13 protein-coding genes are annotated in these 19,692 nt (G+C 36.1%); all 13 read right to left on the minus strand.

The features are described from left to right. Positions 1-66: 66 nt before the first annotated feature. Positions 67-771, minus strand: coding sequence for a DJ-1/PfpI family protein (locus HN014_RS02725; protein WP_176027360.1), 705 nt, complete (start codon positions 769-771; stop codon positions 67-69). A gap of 68 nt (positions 772-839) precedes the next feature. Continuing rightward, entirely contained in the window at positions 840-1,427 is a 588-nt protein-coding gene (locus tag HN014_RS02730) for a Crp/Fnr family transcriptional regulator (protein ID WP_176027361.1), read from the minus strand. A gap of 14 nt (positions 1,428-1,441) precedes the next feature. Next, the gene (locus HN014_RS02735; RefSeq protein ID WP_176027362.1) at positions 1,442-1,894 is read right to left on the minus strand and encodes a tRNA (cytidine(34)-2'-O)-methyltransferase; all 453 of its coding nucleotides are present in this window, start codon (positions 1,892-1,894) and stop codon (positions 1,442-1,444) included. 40 nt (positions 1,895-1,934) lie between these two features. Beyond that, positions 1,935-2,942 carry a serine/threonine dehydratase gene (locus tag HN014_RS02740; RefSeq protein ID WP_176027363.1) on the minus strand — a complete coding sequence of 336 codons (1,008 nt, stop codon included), beginning with the start codon at positions 2,940-2,942 and terminating at the stop codon, positions 1,935-1,937. A 312-nt stretch (positions 2,943-3,254) separates the two neighbouring features. Next, positions 3,255-3,758, minus strand: a complete 504-nt coding sequence (locus HN014_RS02745; RefSeq protein WP_254884078.1) for a DUF2271 domain-containing protein — start codon at positions 3,756-3,758, stop codon at positions 3,255-3,257. Continuing rightward, positions 3,755-5,254 (minus strand): ankyrin repeat domain-containing protein, encoded by a 1,500-nt coding sequence (locus HN014_RS02750; protein ID WP_254884079.1) that lies wholly within the window; start codon positions 5,252-5,254, stop codon positions 3,755-3,757. Before HN014_RS02750 ends, HN014_RS02745 begins: the two co-directional genes overlap by 4 nt. A 146-nt stretch (positions 5,255-5,400) precedes the next feature. Next, positions 5,401-5,796 carry a hypothetical protein gene (locus HN014_RS02755; protein WP_176027364.1) on the minus strand — a complete coding sequence of 132 codons (396 nt, stop codon included), beginning with the start codon at positions 5,794-5,796 and terminating at the stop codon, positions 5,401-5,403. A gap of 10 nt (positions 5,797-5,806) precedes the next feature. Beyond that, a complete protein-coding gene (locus tag HN014_RS02760) occupies positions 5,807-7,456 on the minus strand; it encodes a ribonucleoside-diphosphate reductase subunit alpha (RefSeq protein ID WP_176027365.1) in 1,650 nt (549 codons plus the stop codon). A 184-nt stretch (positions 7,457-7,640) separates the two neighbouring features. Further along, positions 7,641-8,615, minus strand: a complete 975-nt coding sequence (locus tag HN014_RS02765; RefSeq protein ID WP_176027366.1) for a ribonucleotide-diphosphate reductase subunit beta — start codon at positions 8,613-8,615, stop codon at positions 7,641-7,643. Between the two features lie 431 nt (positions 8,616-9,046). After that, positions 9,047-9,952, minus strand: coding sequence for a DJ-1/PfpI family protein (locus HN014_RS02770; RefSeq protein WP_176027367.1), 906 nt, complete (start codon positions 9,950-9,952; stop codon positions 9,047-9,049). Between the two features lie 4 nt (positions 9,953-9,956). Next, the gene (locus HN014_RS22700) at positions 9,957-12,341 is read right to left on the minus strand and encodes a TonB-dependent receptor (RefSeq protein ID WP_176027368.1); all 2,385 of its coding nucleotides are present in this window, start codon (positions 12,339-12,341) and stop codon (positions 9,957-9,959) included. 460 nt (positions 12,342-12,801) lie between these two features. Further along, complete coding sequence (locus tag HN014_RS02780) at positions 12,802-13,152, minus strand: hypothetical protein (RefSeq protein WP_176027369.1); 351 nt, start codon at positions 13,150-13,152, stop codon at positions 12,802-12,804. Positions 13,153-13,296: 144 nt separating this feature from the next. Continuing rightward, the gene (locus tag HN014_RS02785; RefSeq protein WP_176027370.1) at positions 13,297-19,569 is read right to left on the minus strand and encodes a non-ribosomal peptide synthetase; all 6,273 of its coding nucleotides are present in this window, start codon (positions 19,567-19,569) and stop codon (positions 13,297-13,299) included. Between the last annotated feature and the right edge of the window lie 123 nt (positions 19,570-19,692).

Raw genomic sequence — 19,692 nt, forward strand, 5'->3', positions numbered from 1 at the left:
AACAACAAAACATGAAGAAACCCCTTCATGCTTTGTTGATACATACTCGTCTTTGACAGGTTATTTTTATAGCCTGTCTAATAATAGTACTTCTTCTACGTATTTTCTGTGTACTACCGAAGTCATTTTCTCTAATAAATCCAACGAAGATGTATAACTTACCAATCCTCCATTAGACGAGAAAAATTTTCCATCTCTTGCTACTGAAATGGTACGATCATCCAAAACCTGCAGCTGAGGATATGCTTTTTGCAACATTTCGCCTCCGGTCACATATGTAACGATTTCTTTTTGATCTGCAATCCCTGAGGCACCTACTAAGAATGCTCCTGCACAATGACTAGCTATGTACTCTGTCGTTTGGTTTTGTTCTTGTATGAATGTTATTAATGTGGTGTCTTTTTCCTGCACATCAGGATGATAAGAGCTCGGGATAACCAAGACATTGAGATTCGGGGTTTCTTCCAGCTTAAAATCGGGAAAAACGACCAGACCTTCTTCACTTTTGTATGCTCTTTGCTCCTTGGCCAGTGTTACAACATTAAACAGCGGGGTTCCTTCTTTATCCGGTTTCGCAAATACATCAATAGGCGCTATCACTTCATTCGTTAGGAATCCGTCAAAAATAAGGACACCAATAGTGGGTATACCCTGGATCAGTTGTTTTGTTTTCATGTTTCTTGTTTGATTAATCGATTGTGTATCTTTTTCTTTTTTCGGAGAGCAGCCTATTAGACTGATCATCAAGAAAAATAAGATTGTTCTTCTCATAAAACTGTTTTTTGATATCTCAAAACTACTGGAGAAAAAACTCAAAAAAATTAATCAAGATTAAGAAACTACTTATATTTTTTTGCTTTCATTTTACTTAAAAATTCAGGTGTAAAACCGAGATAAGAAGCTAACATATACTGGGGGACTCTTCGGGCAAATTCAGGATTTGCCGTAACAAACACATCGTACATTTCTTCTCCGGACATACTAAACATATATTCCATTCTTTTCTGAATTGCCATATAGGTTTTTTCCATTATTTTCCTAAAAAAACGTTCTATTTTAGGCAATTTAGCACATAATTCTTCTAGTTTTTCTTCATTCAGAACTAAAACCTCTGCATCTTCGATTGCCTGAATATTCATTACAGAAGGGCATTGTGCTATCAGACTATTGTAATCCGTAATCCACCAATACTCTAGACCAAAATGCACAATCTGCTCAACCCCTTTAGGATCTAAATAGTATACGCGAAAACATCCTTTTGTTACAAAATACCTGGAATGACATATTCTTCCTTCCTGAAGAAGATATTCTTTTTTCTTCAATTTTTTAGATGTCAAAAAGGAAGCTACAAGTGTTAGCTCTTCATCAGAAATTGAGATATATCGCTTGATATATTCTGCCAGGTTCGGATCAATTTCTGTTTTCATTTTAGTACGATATGTTACTGTAATTGCCGAAGTCCTTCGTATACTACAATGCTTACTGCATTTGCTAAATTAAGACTGCGAATATGCTCGCTATACATTGGTATTTTGTATACTTGATCCTGATGTTTCTGAACAATTTCTTCTGAAAGTCCTACAGATTCTTTTCCAAAAATCAAAAACATGTCATCTTCAAAAGGGATATCCCAATGAGATTTTTCTCCATGACTAGAAAAAAAAGCCATCTTTTTATCTTTATTTTTTTCAAAAAATGCTTCTACACTATCATAAACCGTCAATGAAATGTGTTTCCAGTAGTCGAGACCAGCTCGCTTTAACCTGGAGTCATCAATCTCAAAACCAAAAGGTTTAATCAGATGAAGATGAGCCCCTGAAGCCAGGCTCAATCTTCCTATATTTCCCGTATTTGTTGGTATTTCTGGTTCTACAAGAACAATATGATATGGCATAATAACACTTTTGGAAGGCAAGATACTAGTAAATTTTATTTCAAAAATGGTTTTTCATAGATAAAGAGGGAGGATTCGACAATTGGTCTTCTTTCCAAATTGTACGATTTGTATTATGATCAATATTACCCCCTGATAGTATAATGAGTATTTTTTTTCTCGATGATTGTTCTGATAACCATTTTGCTGCTCCTGCCATAGCTAAGGCACTGGTAGGTTCTATATGTAGCTTAAGCAAATGTGTTAACCACTGTGTCCAATAGATCATTTTGTCTTCTCCTATTTCATAAAAAGCATCCAATTGTTTGAGGTATTCAAAAGTAATTTCTCCTACGGCTAGTGTCATGGCTCCGTCTGCCAATGTATTGGGTGCTTCTGACAAACGATGAATTTTATTAGCTCGCAATGATTGAGCAGCATCATTTCCTGCCAGTGGTTCTGCTCCGATTACTTTTGTTTTTGCAGATATCCCCCTTGAGGCAATAAGACTTCCTGATAGCAATCCTCCACCTCCACAGGGAGCAAAAATAGCATCGACCTCTCCTGTTTCTTCTATCGCTTCTAATACAGCGGTTCCTTGCCCTGAAATTACCTGTTCGTGATTAAATGGAGGAATCCATACGGTTCCTTCTTTTTCAGATGCCTCTCTTACTTTCTGATCTGCAATATCGCGGGTATCACACAATACGACTGATGCCCCATAAGAGGCTGTTGCCTGAATTTTTACCTGAGAAGAATACGATGGCATAAAAATAGTTGCAGATACCCCTAACCTACTAGCTGCCCATGCTACTGCCTGTGCATGATTGCCCGAGCTATTTGCTACAATATGTTTAGGAATACGATTATTTTCTGCTAACCATGAAATAGTATTACAGGCTCCCCGAGCTTTAAAAGCTCCAACGCTCTGAAGACATTCTGCTTTAAAATAAATATCATGCCCCATCCATTGGTTTAGCAATGATGATTGTACTATGGGTGTTCGGGTTACATGAGGAGCTATTCGTTCTCTTGCACTTCGCACATCAGATATGTTTAAAAACTTCATAAGGCTTCCTTTTATACTATACCTCTTTTTTTATTCTAAAAGCGAGGTATCATTTTCTTACGGGGAAATTTGAGTCTACACTGCTATCATTATGCGGGTTTACTCTTAGGTATAAAAGTAATACAATCAATTAAATCTTATCTTTTTTTTAACGAATATATAGGATATAAGAAAGGAGAGAACAACGTAAAAACACAATGCCAGTTTAGTATCGTCTCTCCTTCTTTCTTCTACTTTTTTAAAGTGAGTTAGGATGCTTGTAAATACGTAAGAGGTATATTACAATAAAAGTAGAATCATTTTGTATATATTTTATTCTGTTAACAATCGCACATATCGTATATATCCTTTTCCTGTATGCTTTTCTTTTGTAATAGCGGATGTCAATGCTACTTCGATATCTTTTTCGTAATATTCCTGATCTTCTACTGCTGTTTCAAATCTAATTTTATACCCTGCATCTATTTTATCACTAGGTATTTCTATCAGCTGTATTTTCCGTTCGCCATTACCGATGGTCGCTCCTGTTATCGCATCTAAATCAGCTCTTTTTTTTCCCTGGAAATCCCACCATGCTGGAATATCACTATACCATTCTGTATCATCTCCATTCACATAGAGTGTTTTCTCATAGGTTCCTTCCGGGCTCATTAAAGAAATAATTACATAGGCTTTTTCTCCAGTATAATTCTTCATCTGGAGCATGCACTTATACCGGGTCATATCTTCTCTAACGGCACTACTGGTCAAAAAGAGCACTATTAACAGACCATTAAAGAACCAGCCTGTCTTTTTTAGCATTGCATTTCGTATCATTTCAAAAAGTTTAAACTAGAATTATTTTCTTTTAAAAGTTCATTTTCAGTGGCCAGATCATATACGCTCTCATTGAATTCTGTTACAATCTTTTTATCTGCACCTATGGTCATTAAATACTTTAGGATTTTTGGATTTTTGGATTTCATTGCAGCAAGGTGCAACGCGGTATTACCGTTTTTATCCTTTGTGTTTATATTAATCCCCATAGCATGTATTTTCTTTAACAGAGGAATACTGTGTTTCTCCATAGCAATATGAAATAAGGTACTTCCATTTCCTTCGGAGATTTGACTATTCCACCCATGTTTTTTTAACAGCGCTACTTTTTTATCAAAGTCATTTTCCTTCTTTGAGCTGAATGATTTAATTAAGTAATATCCGATCGTATTTCCTTTTTTATCCACTGCATTTACATTGGCTCCTGCTGTTAGTAAAAACTCAACTATTTCTGGGGTATTTCTCTGGACTGCTCTTGCCAATGCAGAAACTCCTTCATTATTTGTGATTGTAACATCTTTTCCTTTATTTGCTAATAGCGTTACTACCGGTAAGGTGTTTCTATAAGCAGCATTGATAAGAGCGGTATTTCCATTCACATCTTTTTGATTAACATCCACTCCTTTTGATACAAAATATTCAAAAACAGCGGTATCTTTTGCATTATAGGCTAATCCATGAAGGGGAGTAATTCCTTTATTGGTTGTCACATTAGAGGCAACTCCTAAATTCTCTAAATACTTAAAAAAAGAAAGTGGATTGGCTTTTCTTCGGGTTCTACTAGCCATTATCATGGCATTTCCTCCTTCTTCGTTCTTCCCATTATGAGAAATTCCTTTTTTCTTAAGCTGCTCCAGTATTGGAATATTAGCTTTCTTAGCCGCATAATTAAAGGCGTTATTTCCTAACGTATCTTCACCATAGAGATCTAGTCCCTTTTTAGTGAAATAGGTTACCAGATCAAAGTCATTCAGATGTGGTAATATCAATAATAATGCATTTGCTCCATCTTTATTTACTTCGTTTACAACATCTGCTCCCTGAGCAATACAGTACTCATATATTTTCTTATCTGTCTGTCCGGTCACTGCTGCAAATAACAATAAAGAATATCCGGTACCATCAACAATATCGGTTTTGGCTCCATTAGCCACCAGATATTTCATCAGTTCTAAATTTCCTTTGTAGGCTGCCCAAAAAATGTATGTTCTTGCATCATGCGTTCTTTTGTTCACATCATTTCCTTTGTTTATCAAATGAATAATTGTTTCATTGGATGCCTTCTCCAGAATCGCATAACATACTGCATCAAACCCATGAGAGTTCGAAGCCGTAGGAGAAGCTCCTTTTTTAATTTTAGTCTCTACACTGGATATGGTCGGATTTGTCTTCCAATACGCGCGGTCATGAAACGGGTTACTTTCCTGAGCAGTTATCTTCAAGCTGCCGATGCATAGTAAAATGACTGTATAAACTGCTATTGCTCTTTTCATCATACACTTAATTAATAGTGGTAATTAACATATTGACGGATCAATATTTATTATTTAGAATTAATCTAATTAAGAACAAAGAAACAAAAAAAAGGTATACGTTGTATCTATCAAGTAGTTAAATTTACACGTATACCTTCTTTTAAGTACTAGTTATTCCTCGTCAATCTATAGTGTTCTACAGCTGAAATTAAGGATACAACCAATACAATACTTAAGAGTGTTAATTGGGAGAAATTACGGGATGTTCCGGATATTTCCTCAAATAAATGCATTCCATGCGACAGCGTATACAATACACTTATTACCAAAAGAATGTAGTGAGTTATTCTTCTTTTAGTGTATAGTAATATCACAATCCAGAGAAAAGGGAGGTGATAGTATATCCCTCGTATTATATGAATAGAGGCAGGTTCTTCTCCATTGGCATCCGGTCTCTTGATATCGATCCCATAAAATACACCACTTATGTGATAATTAAAATGTAGCATCATTCCAATTAATAATAATATCCATAGAACAATGAGTTTATTTCTTGTTTCCATAAGTAAAAAATTATGATGCACAGGCTTCACAGCTATCCTTAAAAGAATTTACTAAACGATGAGCTACGGATTCTGAACGCTGATAATACAATGATTTTACTCCTAATTTCCAGGCCTCGATCATCAATTGATTTACTTCTTTAATAGGAATATCCGGGGAAATATTAATATTGAGTGATTGACTTTGATCAATATATTTCTGACGAATAGATGCCTGAGTTATAATTTCGTATGGATTAATTTCCTTAAACGTTTTAAAAACGGCTTTTTCGTGTTCTGTCAAACAATCTAAATGTTGAACAGAACCATGTTTCATAAGAATCGAACTCCATATTTCTGGCAGATCTTTCCCTTTTTCTGCCAACAGGGATTTTAAAAACTTATTTCTTCTGGTAAAGTTCCCTTTGGCCAAACCTACTTTGTAATAATTACTATTATAAGGCTCTATCCCGGGAGATGTCTGCCCCAAAATAGAAGAAGATGAAGTCGTCGGTGCAATGGCTAATAAGGTTGTATTTCTTCTGCCATACCCCTTTAATACTTCGGGCTCTCCGAATTCTTCTGCTAATTTCCTGGAAGCTTCCTGCGTTTTTCCTTGTAGTTCCTTAAAAAAGGAGGCGGTAAATTGTTTTGCTTCAAAAGACTCAAAAGGGATACTGTTTTTTTGCAAATACGCATGGTACCCCATAACACCTAACCCCAAAGCTCTATGTCTTTTGGCAAAATTATACGGGCGCTCCATATAGGGCATTCCTTTGCTTTTGGCAATAAACTCTTCCATTATACCATCTAAAAACCATATAGCTGTTTCCACTGCATCTGTATCTTTCCATTCGTCATATAGTTCCATATTCATAGAGGCTAAACAACATACAAAAGATTCTTCTTTATTAGCAGGCAGTGAAATTTCAGAACAGAGATTCGAATTATAAATCCTCATTCCCTTGTCCTGATATACATCTGCTGCATTTTTGTTTACCGTATCAGAGAACTGTATATAAGGCAGTCCTTTTGCTTGCCTGGACTTTAATACTTTTGCCCATAAGCTTCTTTTTTCTGTATCTCCATCTATCATTTCCTGCATCCAATAATCAGGAATACACACCCCGAAGAACAGATTCTGAATAGCATTCCCTACATCCTTGATATTCAACAACTCTTCGCAGTCGGGATGATCAATATCCAAATAGGCTGCATAGGCTCCTCTTCGAACTGCTCCTTGAGAAATGGTATCTACCATAGCATCGAACATTTTTAGAAATGAGATAGGACCTGATGAGGCACCATTATCCTTTATTTTGGTTCCCCTGGGACGTAATGCTCCAAAATAACCTGAGGTCCCTCCTCCCATCTTAGTCATCATAATAGACTCACTAAGGCTATGGGTTATTCCCTCTATGGTATCTTCTGTATAGGACCCAAAACATGAAATTGGCAGTCCCCTATCGGTTCCCATATTTGCCCATACCGGGGATGACAGCGACATCCACCCATAAGAGATTAACTCTTCGAACTTTGATTGAAGTGCTGGTTTTTTTAATCGTATTGCAGTAGCGTTCGTTATTCTTTTTACAGCATCTTGTACTGTTTCTCCCTTTAGAAGATATCCTCTTTCTAACATGGTCTGAGATTCCTCAGATATCCAATGATATGCTTTCATATAGTTGTGGTATTAATATAGTATGTATGTGTTGTTTTTAGTAAACGCTTTTGAGAACTACTCCCAGCGCATGAAGCTATTACTGTATGTATACATTAGTATCAATAGTAAACACGTAATTGCTTTTTGATAAAATCATATGATATCAAGCGGATGCTTGAAATACTTCGGCTTTTATCCCCTCTTAAAACAGGTCATTGGCGGTAAAAGATTGATTATGTTTGGTATAATCAACAGGTCTTTTGGCAAAAAAATCATCATTCGCATTTGCGAACACTTCTTCTTCAAACCACTGCATCGCATTGATTTCTTGAGTACTTACTTCAAAAACGGCAGGAATATCGATAGCTTGTAAACTTTCATTCACCCGATGCTTCATAAAAGCAACCAACCTGTTTTTGGGCAAATGAGCTAGTTCTCCCTGCTCGAATATCCAATCTAGTATCCCTTCTTCTGTCTCTATAGAATCTATGGCCGCTTCCTGAATGACACGTATGGTTTCTTCATTAAAAAAATCCGGATATTCTTGCCTGATAATATTGAATATGTAAATCCCTGCCTGAGAGTGAATTTGCTCATCTTTTGAGGTCCATGCAATAATATTACTTGTATTTTTCAGCAATCCTTTGAATCTGGTAAAAGAGAGAATAATTGCAAATTGACTAAACAAAGAAACATTTTCTATAAATAAAGAAAAGACCGCCAGGGATTTTGCAAAATCCTCCTTACTATGCCCCGGAGCTAACGTCAGGTATTTTTTTAGCAGCGTGACTCTCGATCGTAAGGGAGGAGATGCTAGTGCTGCTTCAAAGTCTCCATTTAAATCCAATACTTCTAATAATCGGGAGTAGGCTTCTGAGTGCCTAAATTCACACTCTGCAAAAGTACTCCCCAACCCATTAAACTCTGGTTTAGGCAATTGTGTATACAGTTTTCCCCAAAATGCTTTGACAGTTACTTCTATTTGTGCAATTGCTAACAATGTATTTTTTATCGCATGTTGCTCCGAGGCTGATAACTCGACTTTGAAGTCCTGAATATCTCCGGTAAAATCTACTTCGGAATGTACCCAATAAGTATGGTTTAAAGCGTTGACAAATTCTAAAACTTCGGGATACTCAAATGGTTTGTAACTGGTTCTTTCTTCAAAAATGCTCATTCTATTTCTTTTTTTAACGTTTAAGACCCTTTTACAGTTTCCGCTGCGTTTTGATTGTTATTTTTTAATGATCTGACGGGGTTGTCAATAATTTTATATGACCACAATCAATGGTAGCATTTCTACTTTCTTGTCTTTACTTGATATGATTTTTTGTTTTCCTTCTTTATGACTTTACATCATTAACACAAAATTAATTTTTAATTAGTCTAAATAATTATTGATTTGTTTTAGTTCTTCACAATCTTATCAACACATGCAACAAATACCTTAAAAACAACATATTACACCAAAAAACTTTTCCCCTTATACTTCTTGCTATTTTTAGTTACTTTTTATTTTTTCGGGCAGTATTTCGACGATTATCAATCGTATATATATAAAAAACAGCACTAAAAAGTGCTGTTTTTCTTCCCCCTGAAACATGAAGTTTATGGTAACTCCATACGTAATTTTTTAGCTGTTTCGAGGCTATCTATCAACGGTTCTACACCTGCATCATACATCGATTTCATCATATACCTCATCACAATTCCTGTTTTATCCGGAGTTCCTCCTTTGATTGGTGGGTGAGGATCATACTCCATGTCCAACATCACCCCCTGAGTATAATCTTTTCCCAAAATATCATTAAGTATAGCTAATGACATATCCATTCCTGCTGTCACACCGGCTGCAGTCCAATATTTACCGTCTTGTACATATCTTTTTTTCACAAATTCAGCCCCGTATTTCTCCATCATTTCCTCTGCGTTATACCAGTTGGTAGTCGCTTTTCTTCCTTTTAATAGCCCTGTTGCTCCCAACACCCATCCGCCGGTACAAACACTTGCTGTATAAAAAGTTGTTTTATCTATTTTTCGAATCCATTCATGTAATTGCTCATCATAGACATTCTTGATTGTTCCTCTAAATCCTCCTGGTATTACTAAGATATCTAACTTATCTACTGAGTCTTTTACGGTATCAGGGATAATTTGAATTCCCGAGGTTGTTTTAACAACTCCCGGTTCCAAGGCGACCAGCCTCGTCTTTGCTCCCATAATCTGCCCTAAGATATATCTGGGTCCCATCACATCAAGAATATTACATCCGTTGTATACCAGAATCCCAATTGATCTAACTCTGTATTTTGGTTTTCCAAAAAACATGTCCATCATCGAATCGTGATTTTCTTCGGTAATTTCCGGTAAGCTATCAATTACTCTGGAGGCTTCTGCTTCATCCGCAATACTATCCACCATCGTATCATTGTGTCTTGTCGTATCTTTTTCTCCACAGGAAAACACTACTAATGAGATCAATAGTAATGACAGGTATTTATATTTCTTTTTCATTTTTTTAAAATTTATATCTACATGTGATTCCTATACTTCCGGGAGCTGCCATGTTTGTCGATCTTCCAAAAGAAGTATCAGGCGTTCCATATGCTATATACCGTTTATCAAACAGGTTTTGCCCCCAAACAGCAATATCTAATTCATTGCTTTCATAACTTAGCCGAGCGTTAAATAAACTGTAATTTTCTTGCTCCAGGGTATTCTGTATATCGGTATAGTAGGTGCCTATATTTCTAAACTCTCCTCTCAGTGTCAAGTTCTTTCTATTAATAGGAAATGTATATTGAGAAGCTATAAAAAGAGTCGTCTTTGGAGCGTTGGATAACCTATTCCCTTCCAACTGCTCTTCTATTTCTACAAATGTAACGGGATCAATTCTTCTCAGCAAAAAGTCCTGATATTCAGTATCATTATACCCTAGGCTGACATCAAGTTGCCATCCTTTTACCGGAATTGCAGAGGCTTCTAATTCTATTCCCATTGATCTTGCATCCCCTACATTCTCTATTGCAAATGTCAGAGGTGCTACTAAATTAGAAAACTGAAGATCTTTCCAATTAATCAAAAAAGAGGTTGCTGATACATAGATTTTTTTATTTACCAAACGTGCCTTATACCCTACCTCATAATTATCAGAGTATTCAGGGTCATAAGTTTCTTTATCTATTTCAGGTACATTAAGTCCGTTAATTCCTCCTGCTCTAAATCCTTTGGTATAACTAGCATATAGTGTCATTTCTTTTCCGGGAATGTATGACAGGGCGACTTTGGGAGATATCGCAGAGAACTCCCCTTCTTTTTTTACTAGTGGATTGTTTTCTATGATCGTTTCTCCCACAAAAAGTAAATCTCCCAATGTATTATAGGCACTCTTCCTTTTTTCAAAATCATAACGAATTCCCCCTGTCATTTTTATTTTTTCCGTCATACTATAACTTGCCTGACCAAAAGCAGCTATTCCAAAGTTATCCTGTTCATTTTTCATAATGATATATCCTCCTGGAAGATTCACCGGGTCTTCTGTCGCAAAATTACTTGCCGGAGAAAATGCTTGTTGTGTGAACCCATATACTCCCATTGTATATTGTATCGGACTGCCATTTTCTTTGGAATCAATTCGTATTTCCTGGCTAAAAACCTGCTGAGGATCGAGGGGCGCTCCTATTTTTTTCCCATCAAAGGAAGCATAGAATCCCCCTGATTCGATATCCTTAAATTCCAAACCTACCCGTTGATATGCACTAATCGAGGATACGGTGAAATCTGAGCCATAAAACTTAAGTGCCAGAGAGGTATTAACTAAATTTCGCTTGTGTTCTCCTATCCTGTTCAGATATATTTTGTCTGGATTTGCCAAAGCTATTTTTTCATCACTTACAGTGGTAAAAAATGCACTAGCATCGGAAATATCCATTTGTTGTTTTATATTAAACGTGGCACTAAACTTAGTTCCTGGCAACCATTTTAAAAACAGGTTGGTATAAAAACTTTCTTCATCTCCAACCCGGTGTCCATCAATGGCTGTGTTCTGAAGAAGGGTCTGGGAAGTATCATTTCTTAAAAAACCATGTTTAGACGTATACATTCCATCCACTCCTAAAAAAAGTGTATTCTTTATGATAGGTGTCTTTATGCCTACTACATAACGTTGCGTGTTCCTATTTCCCAGATTTACTTCTGCAAATCCACTGGTTTTATTGGTTGGTTTTTTTGTCAAAACATTGACGACACCTCCCATTGCATTTCGACCAAACAATGTTCCTTGTGGTCCTCTTAATACTTCTATTCGCTCAATCTCAGAAAGCTGAACTCCATTAGCTAATATATCTATAGAATTCACGCCATCGATATAGGTTGCTACTGCTGGGTTTTCACTAAAAACCTGCACCCCCCGAATTACCTGCACCTGTTGAAACCCTACTCCCAATTCATGGTACGTATAGTTAGGGACCACTCCATTTAATGTTGTAAAATCCCATGCCCTCATCTCATTTACTTTTTTCCCTGATAATGAGGACACTGCTAATGGGGTTTCTATTATAGTTTGCTCTCTTTTCTGAGCTGTTATTACAATTTCCTCTAAGGAAGTAGTTGTTTTTTCTAAAACAACCTCAACTCCCTGAGAAATCTGATCGGGAATAATGGTCATCGTTCTTGTTGTGTATCCTAATTTGGAAATGACAATACGAAACAACTTTTCTCTTAGGGGTAATACAAATACGCCTTTCGTATTGGTAATGGTTCCCTGATCACTATTGAGTATATCAATATGTGCATTAGGGATTGGAGTTCCGTCAGTTGCTGTGACAACTCCATTAATTGACTGTGAAAACATAGGTATCGTTACTAAGAGAAAGATCCCTATGACTGCTTTTTTTAACTTCATTGGTTTATTGTTAGTAATGTGTATACAATTCATTTAAAAACAACACATTATACGAAATAGTATACACTACCTCACATCTATTTTTCTTTACTATAGATGCATCATTTAATTTTGTTTAGATGAGCTGCGCTTTTGGTCATAGCATACTCCGATCACTCTGGTAGTGTTTAGATACTATGCTATCAGTGATAAGACTATCTTATCTGTATAACCAAAAATCGGATGTTTTCTCTCAGAGGGTCTTATCTTTTTCAACACCATACATTGTACGATTTGATCTAATAGATTACATCGAACAATCTATTCAATAGCAGTCTATACCAGTACAATACCCTACATAGAGACCTCTGGTCATGGCATTCGGATCTTCACATAAGTAGTTGAACCTACTCTAAGAAATCAAATGCTATAGCACAAAACTAAAATTGGTTATGAAGTAAAATTTTTTCCTCTGTTCGGCTTACACAAAACGAGGAGGATGGTCAATTGGATAGTACACTTCCATGAAATGGATTTCTTCCCATCTCCAATTGGTTTTAGAATAGAAAGGTATTTGTAATTCTTTTATGGTTACATGAAGATTTTCATAATAAACGGGAATAAAGCTTTCTGCTATCCGAACTATTTTTTCTCCTGTTCTTCCCTTATTCTGTAGAGAGAAGTTCATTTGTTTAGAGAGGTGACATTTTCCATTACACCTCAACATAGGGCGTTCTTTATTAACGCAATATTTCTCAATAATTTCGTCAATATTTAATTGATAATACACCATCCCGCTAAACTGGGAAACCGGTCTAATAACAAATATCATTAATAGTATTATGACATACCCTATTCTCAAGTAATTCTTGTTTTGAACAAAAATAATTTATATCGTATCGATCCTCCTAGTTTTTTAACAATTTTCACATTGTTTCGTCGATTTATAAGACAACTCATATCATCACTTTAGTTGCTAAACTGCTATTGCTTCTTTTTTTTCTAATTGTTTTTTCACATACTCAAAATACGATAAGATGGTTGCTTCATTTATTACCGAAAAAGAAAGGGCGATCTTACTTAATTCCTCTTGTGTATACAAGGTTTTATATACGAGTTTAGCCTTTAATTCTTTATTTACTCGCTCTTTTAATACTTCTTCTCCCAACGGTAAATAGTCATACATAAAAGGAGGTAATTGAAGTCCCTCTTTCTCTTTCATAAATGCTTTTGCTGATTGCAACCATTGAAACAGAGAAACCTCTTCCAATTCCTGAGCATTCCACTTATTATATAGTGATGCAAATGTATATAGAGGCATTCTGTCTCCTGATATATGATATGTCTGATTCCTTTTTCTGGTCGACAAATAAACCAACGCTTTTGCTGCTTTATCAACTGGTAAAATCATCAGTTCTAATTGTTCTTCCTTCGCAAACATTTTTTTCATCAATAACAAGGACTCTAAAAATCCATAAAACCATTGTTTTTTATCTAAAATACCCTTTTCTGATTCTCCTGTTATTAAACCTAATCTATAAATATTACAAGGAATCCCCTGTTTTCTTGCTGCGACAATTACATTCTCTGCCACCCATTTACTTGCCGCATACCCTCCTGATGCATAATGAGTTTCCTTTTCTGAAGACTGATGTTCATCGACTACTTTGATCTCGTTATATATCTCATTATTAAAAACACCTAATGTAGAAGTATAGTGAATTGGTTTCATCCTATTTTTAGCAGCTAGTTTTATCACTTCTATAGTCCCCCCTACATTGGCTGCTTTCATCTCATCGTATGTCTCCAAATGATTCATATAGGCTGCGTTGTGATAAATAATATCAACCTCCTTACTTAATGATTCGAAAGTGTCGTTCGTCAGCCCCAATAAAGGTCTCCCTATATCTCCTAAGAGAATTTCTATGCGGGAACTGTAGTGCTCTTCCCATATTTCGTAACGAAGCATTCCTTCTTTAATCTTCTCCCTTCCTTTTTCTGAAGATTCAGCCCGTACCAAACAAAGTATTCTTGCCTGATGACTTTCTAATAGCTCTTTTAGTATAAATACCCCGACAAAACCAGTACCTCCTGTCAATAAAATTGTTTCAGGAATCTCTTTTATACTCAAATCTTCCGGCAGTGCTATTACAGGTAGTTCCATCTCCTTAGACAAAGAAATAGGCACTTCTTTCTTTTCTCCTGCGGTTATATACTTACACAATGTTCTAATTGTAGAATAATTAAACATCGTTTTTACTTCTATTTTTTCCCTTTCTTCTAAAATGGTGTTTATTCGAGCAACTGCCTTAATTGCCAACAACGAATGCCCTCCTATTTCAAAAAAATCATCCGTAACTCCTATTTTTTTCTCTTCTAAAAGCTCTTGCCATATATGTACTATCTTTTCTTCTTTCTCTCCCTGAGGAGGAGTATATTTTGGAGTCTCTTTGAAGGTTATATCTTTATTTTCTAATGCTTTCCTATCAATCTTTCCATTCGGTGTTACTGGAATTTTTTCTAATTGCTCATATGCTACCGGAATCATATATTCTGGTAATAGATCCTGCATATGTTTCTTTAATAATTGATGATCTAAAGGGGTCTCAGCTTTGTAAAAAGCAATTAATTGTTCCCTTTTTTCTGTTTTTTTCAACACGACAGAAGCTTTATCAATCCCTGGATATTTTTCTAATACACTTTCTACTTCTCCTAATTCGACTCTATAACCTCTTATTTTTACCTGATGATCTATTCTCCCATGATATTCTAAGGTACCGTCTGGAAGCCATTTCACAGCATCTCCTGTTTTGTATAACAATTTTGGTCCGAATGGATTTTTGACAAATTTTTCAGCTGTCAATACTGGATTATTCAGATACCCTCTGGCTATTCCATCTCCTGCTATATGGAGTTCTCCTACAACTCCTTCTGGCAATAGTTCCATAGTTTCTCCCAAAACATAAAACCGCGTATTATTAACCGGTGTCCCTAAGGTTACTTTATTCCTATAAGTCACCTCAGCAATTGCAGCATTAACAGTATATTCAGTAGGACCATATGCATTAAAAACTGCTACAGGGTACTGTTGTACACCTGATAAAACCTGTTCAGGCAACTCTTCTCCTCCAAAGGCAATTATTCGCACTTGATCAAACAGTTTTTCTCTCTGTTTTTGTGATAACTCTTTAATCACATTATAATATAAAGGTGGAAGATTGAGTATGGTTACTCCTTGATCCATTACCAAGTTATAGAAGCGTTCCGCTAAAATGTCTGCTTCATTTCTTAGTACCACTGTCGCACCACTCAATAAAAATGGAAATAGTTCCTCTACAGACATATCAAAACTCAACGATGCAAACTGAAGTATTCTGTCATCTTTACTAATTGCGTATCGTTGCTTCATTACTTCACAAAGATTTAATAATGATTGCTGTTCTATCATAACTCCTTTTGGAGTTCCTGTGCTTCCTGAAGTATAAATAACATATGCTAGATCGCTAAGAGTTGTCTTTCTTCTTTGCAACACCTCTTTACCAGAAAACTGTTCACAATCTTCGAATGACCAGACACTTGTATTATGGGCATGATATTCTTTTTCCTTCTCTTTATGTACAATCATACCTCTTGCATGACTATTTTCTAAAATTGCATCTCTCCTTTTAGAGCTTATTGATATATCTATAGGCAGATATGCTCCTCCTGCTCTAAGAATTCCCAGCACACTAACGATAGCATCTATGGATCTATTCATACAAATCGCAACCAGGGTCTCTGCAACAACTCCTTTTTCTTGTAAAAAAAGAGCTACTTTTCTACTTCTTTCTTCTAAGGATCTATAGGTAATTTTTTCGTGATCGTGAAGCAGTGCTATTGCTTCTGGATGCCTCGCTGCAATACGTTCAAACAACTGAGGTACCCCATATTCTTTTTCATAGAAAACAGCTGTATCATTATATGTATATAGTTGTTGATGTATCTCTTTTTCCGGAAGCATTGTATACTGACGACATTGTTTTTCAGGAGATACTAAAACAGCCCTAAGCAGTTCTTCAAAATAGCGTAAGTGTCTTTTTATGGTTGTTGCTTCAAACAGGCCTTCTTTATATTTTAGGTGTACCTGCAATGACTTTCTAAAATCGTAAACTTCTAATGCATATTCATCTTCCGTTTCCTGATACATCTCAAATACCGGAGTTACGAATGCTGAAAATGCTTCGTTCTGGTGTATTTCATCAAAAATATTCTGGTATGTATATGATACCGGAACGACTGTTTCATTCGCTCCTACACTCCCTAAAACCGGTCTTAAGTCTGATAACAGGCTTACCAGAGGATATTGTGCGCGATCCATCCCTTCATAAAAAGACTTTTTTATTCTCTGAACGAAGGTGATAAAACTGTCAGTGGAACTGACCTGATTTCTAAGTAAAATTACATTGATAAAACACCCCATGGCTTTTTCATAGACCATTTTAGTCCTCCCCTGTACAGGCATTGACATTACAATATCTTCCTGATTCGTTAAACGGTATACCAACAAATTAAAAACACCTAATAACAAGACAGAGGTGTTTACATGCAACTCCTTTGCTACCATTTGTAGTTTTGAGAACAGTGCATCCTCCAATATCCACTTTTCTACTCCAACAGCCCTCTGTTCTTTCTCTTTATTTTCCCATCTGTCGTAGGGCAAGGTCATTGGCGTGACTCCTTCCATTTTTTCCTTCCACCAATCTCCATCTGCTTTTCCTTGCTGAAGCAAATAATTCTTTTCGCTTTCTATAAAATCAAAGAAGGTGTATTCCGGCTGTTGTACTTCGTAATGCCCTTCATTGGTTAATCTATTATATATATTCCAAAAAGATGTCATGAAAACCCCTCCAGACATCCCATCTAAAATCGTATGATGTACAATAAAAATAAGGTAATAAGCTCCTTCTTCTACACTTCCTCTTATATAAGTTCTCAGCAAACAATCCTGAGTAAGCACAAAAGGAGTGCGTATTAATTCCTTTAGCCGTTCATCATCTCTAGATAACCGTACCTCTTCATCAATATCCAACTGTAAACACGATGCCAGAGCATGTAATCTGTACATAATTTCTCCTGTAGTTTCTTCTTTATCGAAATACATTCTGAGTACCGGATACTCTTCTAACATATATCCTAATGTCTGGATTATAGTCAATGGATTTAATCGCTGTTTTACTGAAAAAATAATGGGTAAGTTATATGCTGTATTCATAGCATCTAACTCATGAATAAGAAATATCCCTTTTTGAAACACCGAGGCTTCTGATGTTCTCTGCAACCTATCTATCGATTCTACCTTAGGCACCTCCCTACTCCCCACGAACTCGCTATAATCTGTCCGGGAAAGCAAATCAAAAAAAGCTTGAAAATTTTCCATCCCCAACATTTGCCCCATCTTAATGTCTAGATGCAATTGTTCGTTTACACGTCGTATAAATTGTGTGATTTTTATAGAATCAAACCCATAATCGACAGGAGATTTTGACAATACTATGGTCTCTTTTCCTACTCCAAAAACATCTTCAATTATTCCATAAACCAGTATTTCTTTTTCTTTATCAAATTTAGTGGAAGTATCCGGCAATAATTGCGATGCTTGTTTTTGTGGAAAGACACTTTCTTTTTCTGGTGTATCTACCATTTCTGTTTCTATACTACCTGTATACTCTTCTATAATACAATGTGCATTCACTCCTCCTATAGCATAACTACTCAGTGCCGCTCTTCTTGCCGTTTTCCCTTTTTTCCATTTCTTAGGAAATCTTTCTAAGATCAAAGAATGATTGGATGGCACTTCTGTATTTACTTCTTCTAAGTTTGATATCCCAGGAATAACTTTAAACTCCAAAGCTTTTATCACTTTTAGCAAGGAAGCCATTCCTGCTGCTATTTCCGGATGTCCAATAATTGGCTTTACTGAACTTACATACCACTTCTTATCTACAGTTGTGCTCAATTTTTTATATGCTTCACTAATTGCACTTAATTCCACCGCATCTGCCAGACGGTTTCCTATTCCATGTGCTTCAATATAATCAATCGTATCAACGGGAATTCCTGCCTTTTTTACTCCTTGCCATATCGCTTCTTTAATCCCTTTAGCATTCGGGGCTTCAATAGAGAAGTTTTTTCCTCCATGCACAACACTTGTCCCACATAAACTCGCCAATATCCTTCTCTCATTCGCAATAGCGATACTCTCTTTGGTAACAATCAGAACTCCTGCCCCTTCACTTCTGAGAAATCCATTCGCGGTATTGCTATAACTCTTTGTACAATTCGTAGCACTTAATAATTCTTCATACATCCCCTGAGATGATTCTTTTTCAAATGTTTTTTTCTCTATTAAGTTTACTCCTCCTACAATGGCTTGTTCACATTCTCCTTCGCGAATACAGCGTACTGCTTTATGAAGCGCAACATACACACTGGTACAAAATGTATTAATTGTTTCGCTTGGTCCGACGATATTCAACCGATAGGATACCTCATTAGCCAAAGGAATCTGATACGCGGTTTTTTGTTTTTCTGCTACATTGGTATCCGCTGCTATAAACACTCCGGTTTTTTGCGAAGTCCAATCTTGTAGAGAAAAGCCATATGTTTTCATTGCTTTTGCCAATACTGAATAAAGGATAGTTTGTTGCCTGCTTAGCTCCTTAATTTCCTCTTCGAACCCTAATACTTCCCTGATTCGTTGTGTATCGATTTTTGTAATATTCCTATACTCTAATCCACTATTATAAGTAGCTTCTTTTTGTCGAACAGTTTCGGACATGGACTTTTCCCACATTGCTGCTACATCCACTTCATCAGGAAAAATCCCTGCCATACCAACTACTACCAGCTTTTCTTCTGTTATTTTTTTTGTTTCATGTCGCTCATTGATTACTCCTTCCATACTCCCTCCTTCCATCTCTAACACTTCTTCTAACAAATACGATACTAATAATTGCATTTCCGGATAATCAAAAAATAAGGTCGTTCTCAATTGACATTGCAGATCATCTTCTAAAGTGGTTTTGAATTGCAATGCTTCCATAGAAGTTACTCCTAGCTCAACAAAAACCTGATTTTCTGATACCTCTTCTATGGCATCCAATTCTAAAAAATCCACTAATAATCTTCTGATATGATCTGTTAATAGCTTAGGGCGATCTGAAGAAGTACTTTGGGTTAAAACACTAAGTATAGTAGCAGGTGTCATCATAAATAAAGTCTAAATTGAGATAAGTATGTATATTAAAAAATCAATGGTAATACTCAACTATTACTAGTGAGACTACCATTGACCAGAGGTATGAATATTCGCTATATTCTAACAGTATAGGTT

It is taken from the genome of Aquimarina sp. TRL1, assembly GCF_013365535.1.
GTDB classification, from domain to species: Bacteria; Bacteroidota; Bacteroidia; order Flavobacteriales; family Flavobacteriaceae; genus Aquimarina; species Aquimarina hainanensis.

Excerpts from the sequence above, each read along its gene's own strand:
- HN014_RS02730 (WP_176027361.1), bottom strand. The coding sequence starts at position 1,427 with ATGAAAACAGAAATTGATCCGAACCTGGCAGAATATATCAAGCGATAT.
- HN014_RS22700 (WP_176027368.1), bottom strand. The coding sequence starts at position 12,341 with ATGAAGTTAAAAAAAGCAGTCATAGGGATCTTTCTCTTAGTAACGATA.
- HN014_RS02740 (WP_176027363.1), bottom strand. The coding sequence starts at position 2,942 with ATGAAGTTTTTAAACATATCTGATGTGCGAAGTGCAAGAGAACGAATA.
- HN014_RS02750 (WP_254884079.1), bottom strand. The coding sequence starts at position 5,254 with ATGATGAAAAGAGCAATAGCAGTTTATACAGTCATTTTACTATGCATC.
- HN014_RS02755 (WP_176027364.1), bottom strand. The coding sequence starts at position 5,796 with ATGGAAACAAGAAATAAACTCATTGTTCTATGGATATTATTATTAATT.
- HN014_RS02780 (WP_176027369.1), bottom strand. The coding sequence starts at position 13,152 with ATGATATTTGTTATTAGACCGGTTTCCCAGTTTAGCGGGATGGTGTAT.
- HN014_RS02765 (WP_176027366.1), bottom strand. The coding sequence starts at position 8,615 with ATGAGCATTTTTGAAGAAAGAACCAGTTACAAACCATTTGAGTATCCC.
- HN014_RS02785 (WP_176027370.1), bottom strand. The coding sequence starts at position 19,569 with ATGATGACACCTGCTACTATACTTAGTGTTTTAACCCAAAGTACTTCT.
- HN014_RS02760 (WP_176027365.1), bottom strand. The coding sequence starts at position 7,456 with ATGAAAGCATATCATTGGATATCTGAGGAATCTCAGACCATGTTAGAA.
- HN014_RS02725 (WP_176027360.1), bottom strand. The coding sequence starts at position 771 with ATGAGAAGAACAATCTTATTTTTCTTGATGATCAGTCTAATAGGCTGC.
- HN014_RS02770 (WP_176027367.1), bottom strand. The coding sequence starts at position 9,952 with ATGAAAAAGAAATATAAATACCTGTCATTACTATTGATCTCATTAGTA.
- HN014_RS02745 (WP_254884078.1), bottom strand. The coding sequence starts at position 3,758 with ATGATACGAAATGCAATGCTAAAAAAGACAGGCTGGTTCTTTAATGGT.
- HN014_RS02735 (WP_176027362.1), bottom strand. The coding sequence starts at position 1,894 with ATGCCATATCATATTGTTCTTGTAGAACCAGAAATACCAACAAATACG.